This window comes from Streptomyces sp. LS1784, assembly GCF_020103755.1.
Classification (GTDB): domain Bacteria; phylum Actinomycetota; class Actinomycetes; order Streptomycetales; family Streptomycetaceae; genus Kitasatospora.
Window position 1 is genome coordinate 1 of the sequence record NZ_JAHSQD010000691.1, and the last position, 3,847, is coordinate 3,847.

Sequence of the window (3,847 nt, forward strand, 5' to 3'; positions counted from 1 at the left end):
CCGCAGTCGGCCCCGGTGCCCGCGCCCACGCACGCGCCGACCCATGCGCCCGCCCCCGCCGCGCACGCCGATCCGGCCCCCAGCGACGACTACACCGTCGCCCTCTCGGCCTCCACCGTCGGCGTCCTGCTCGCCGCCATCATGGTCGGCGCCGTCGCCCACAAGCGCGGCACCCAGCAGCGCGCCCGCCGCCCCCGGCACCGCATCGCGATGCCCGAGGCCGAGGCCGCCGCCTTCGAGAACGAGCTGTTGGCCCGGCAGGACCAGGCCGGACTGGAACTGCTGGACCGCGCCCTGCGCACCCTGGCCCGCAACACGGTGCGCGGCGGCAAGCGGCTGCCCGCCATCGTCGCCGCCCGGATCACCCAGGGCCAGACGATCGAGCTGCACCTGTCCGGCCCGGCCACCCCGATCGCGCCGTTCCGCGCCGCGCACGCCGCCAACGTGTGGTGGTGCGGCGCCGACTCGGGAGACCTGCTCAGCCCCGGCCAGGCCCGGAAGACCGCCGCGCCGTACCCCGCGCTGGTCACCCTCGGCACCTCGCCGGACGGCTCGGTGGTCCTCGCCGACCTGGAGGCCGTCCGGCTGCTCCACCTGTCCGGCCACCCGGACGACGCCCGCGACGTGCTGCGCACCCTCGCCATCGAACTGGCCCACAGCCCGCTCGCCGACCGGCTCCACCTGCACCTGGTGGACCTCGCCGAGGAGGTGCCGATCAGCGGCCCGGCCGCCGAACGCGTGCACCGCCACCCCACCCTGGAGGCCGCGCTCGCCGCCCTCGGCCCGCGCACCGCCAAGGCCCGCGCCACCCTGGTCGCCGCCGAGGCCACCAGCCCGCGCGAGGCCCGCAGCCGGGGCCAGGCCGACGAGTCCTGGACGCCCGAGATCGTGCTCTGCGCCCACCAGCCCGGTGGGGACATCCCGGCCGAGCTCGGGCGCCTGCTCGACGCCCGTCCGCGCACCTGCGTCGCCGTCATCACCTGCGCCCCGGAGCGGGGCACCGGACCGGTCGCCCGCTGGACCCTGCCGACCTCCGGGCCGGCCGCGATCCCGGGCCTGCACCTCACGGTCGAGCTGCAACGGTTGAGCGGGCAGCAGTACGACCAGGTCGCCGAGCTGCTCCGGGTCGCCGACGACACCACCCAGCACCCGGCCCCGGCCTGGACCCTGGACGGGCCGGAGGACGCCGACACCACCGAACTGCCCGCTGCCGTACCGGTACTGGCCGCCGTCGGGGCCTCGGTCGCCGGGGCTTCGGCCGGTGGGGCTTCGGCCGGTGGGGCTTCGGCCGGTGGGGCCCTGGCGGGCAGGGCTTCGGTCGGCGGGGCTTCGGCAGGTGCGGCGGAGGAGGGCGCGGACGCGGCCGCCGGCCCCCGGTTGCTCGCCCGGGTCATCGGCACCGGGGCCAGCCCGTTCGCGGGCACCGATCCGGTGACGCCTGCTCCTGCTCCGGCTCCTGCCGTCCTACCGGTTCCGGCCGGTCCGGCACGGTTCGTCGTCAACGGACAGGGGCGGCAGGCGGCCGCCGACGAGACCACCCGGGACCTGCGGCGGCCCGGCCTGCCGGAGGGCGAGGGAGCGGCCGAGCCGGGGGACAGCTCCTCGGAGTCCACGGCGACGGTCGTGCTCGCCGTTCAGCCGGTCGTGCCGCAGCCCGTCGTACCGCAGCCCGTCGTGGCGGGGCCGGCCGAGGCGGAGCCGACCGTCTCGAAGACGGTCGAGGATCCGTCCCCGTCGGCCGAGCCCGCTCCGGAGCCCGCTCCCGAACCCGCCGCCGTCGTCGGGAGCGGGCCGGCCGGGACCGCGGAGACCGTCGACACCGCGGATGCCATCGGCGCGGAGGAACCCGAGCCCGTCGTCGAGCCCGGCCCCGCCGCGCTCGAACCCGGCCCCGCAGCCGTCGCCCCGGTCGCCCGGACCGCGCCAGGCCGCAGCGACAGCGACGACCTGCTCGCGATCCTCCGCTCCCCGGAGGCGCACGCCCCCCGCAACGCCCCTCGGATCCGGCTGCTCGGCCCGGTGGACGTCGCGGGAGTCCTCGGCACCGCCTCACCCGGCGCACTGCCACGGCTCACCGAGCTGGCCGTCTACCTGGCACTGCGCCCGGGTTCCGACCACCACGCGCTCGACCACGACCTGCACCCCGGTGCGGCGCACCTCGACCCGCACCCCACCGCGGCCGACGCCAAGAGCCCGCTGCCGGCCAAACTCGCCGACCTGGCCGCCTGGTTCGGTACCTCGCCGGAGGGGCGCGCCTTCCTGCCCACCGAGGGCACCGAGGGCTACTCCTTCGCTCCGGCGGTCACCTGCGACTGGGACGAGTTCCGCAGCCTCTACCGGCGCGGCATGCGCAGTACCAGTGCCACTGCCGACGCGGCCCTCGCCCATGCGCTGGCCCTGGTCCGCGGCGCACCGTTCGCGGAGGCCCCGCCGGCCTCGTACGGCTGGGCCGAGGCCGAGCGGCAGGACATGATCGCGGCGATCGTCGACACGGCCCACGAACTGGCCGCCCGCCGCCTGCAGTACGGCGACCACCGCAGCGCCGAGGCCGCCGTCTTCCGCGGCCTCGCCGTCGCGCCGGACGTCGAACTGCTGCACCGGGACCTCTTCTACGCCTACGCCTCGGCCGGCGCCCGGGACCAACTCCTGCGTGCCGTCAACCGCTTGGACGCGCTCAGCCGCCGTACCGGCCGGGACCTGGACGCCGACACCGTCGCCCTGCTGCGGGACCTGCTCGCGGGTTCCTGACACGGACCGCCGACCGCCCGGCCACTCCCACAGGGGTGGCCGGGCAGTCGGGTTGACGGGCCGACGGTGAATGTGACGGCCGTGTGGGAATCCCGTACGGATGTCGTCGGCGCATCGGGCGGCCGCCGGGGGGCGGGGACCGGCGGCTGGTCAGGCCGTCCGCAGCCAGGTGTCCAGGGCGGTGAAGTCCGCCTCGGTGAGCCCGCATCGGGGGTCCACCCGGTGAAGCAGGGTACGGGTGGGGGAGTGGGCGGCGGTCCAGCGGCGGTCGGCCTCGGTGATCTCGTCGTCCACCCAGGCGAACGGCCGTCCGGCGGCCCATTCGACCAGCGCACGGGTCTTCCAGTGCACGCCGTCCGGCTCTCCCGTGGCATCCGGGTCGTCCACCGGCCAGTCCACGACGGGCAGTCGGGGCAGGCCGAGCCAGGGCGCGAGGCACTCGTTGGCGTCCTCCAGCCAGGTGGTGGCCCACACCGGCTCGCCCGGCAGGCCCAGCAGTCGCCGCCCCAACTCCGGGTCCACACGGGTGATCAGCGGGTTCCCGCCCGGCGTCGTGCCGGGCGGGACGTGCGGGCTGCGGTAGGTGGGGTAGCCGCCGCGGGGCGGATCGCCGAAGGGGATGAGGGGGCCGTCCACGTCGAGGAACAGCAAGGGACGATCGGTATCGACCATGACGGCACCTTAGCCGGGCGGGGCGGGTGGTCCGGCGCGCCGATCGGCCACCCGGCCTGGAACGGGTGAGCCGGGATCTCGTAGGGTGGCGCGCACGGAGTGTGGTGGCAGGCACCATGCAGGCAAGGGCATCAGACGCCGCGGGAGCGGCGGGGCGGGGCGGTGACCAGGAGATGGCGGAGACGACAGCGGTTTCCGGAGGTCCCGACCCGGCAGCCGACTCGGGTCCCTGGGACGCCGTACCGCCCCCGCGACTCCTGACCGAGGAGCACCCGCCCGGTCCTGCCGCGCTGTACGAGCCGCCGCCGGCGCCCCCGGCCGCTCCCGCTCCGGTCGCCGCTTCCCTACCGGGTGCCGGTCCGGTCTCCGGGTTGGGCGCGCAGGGGGGCGTGCCGCCGGTCGGGCAGGCGCCCACACCGCCGCCCGC

At 76.8% G+C, this 3,847-nt stretch carries 2 protein-coding genes; one reads left to right on the forward strand and one right to left on the reverse strand.

Annotation, left to right across the window (positions count from 1 at the left end; all coding sequences use genetic code 11):
* The coding region (locus KS423_RS40645; RefSeq protein ID WP_224284752.1) for a bacterial transcriptional activator domain-containing protein at positions 1-2,748 on the forward strand (2,748 nt) is incomplete at its 5' end.
* A gap of 150 nt (positions 2,749-2,898) precedes the next feature.
* Here the strand turns inward: KS423_RS40645 and KS423_RS40650 are convergent.
* Positions 2,899-3,420 carry an HAD domain-containing protein gene (locus KS423_RS40650; RefSeq protein WP_224284753.1) on the reverse strand — a complete coding sequence of 174 codons (522 nt, stop codon included), beginning with the start codon at positions 3,418-3,420 and terminating at the stop codon, positions 2,899-2,901.
* Between the last annotated feature and the right edge of the window lie 427 nt (positions 3,421-3,847).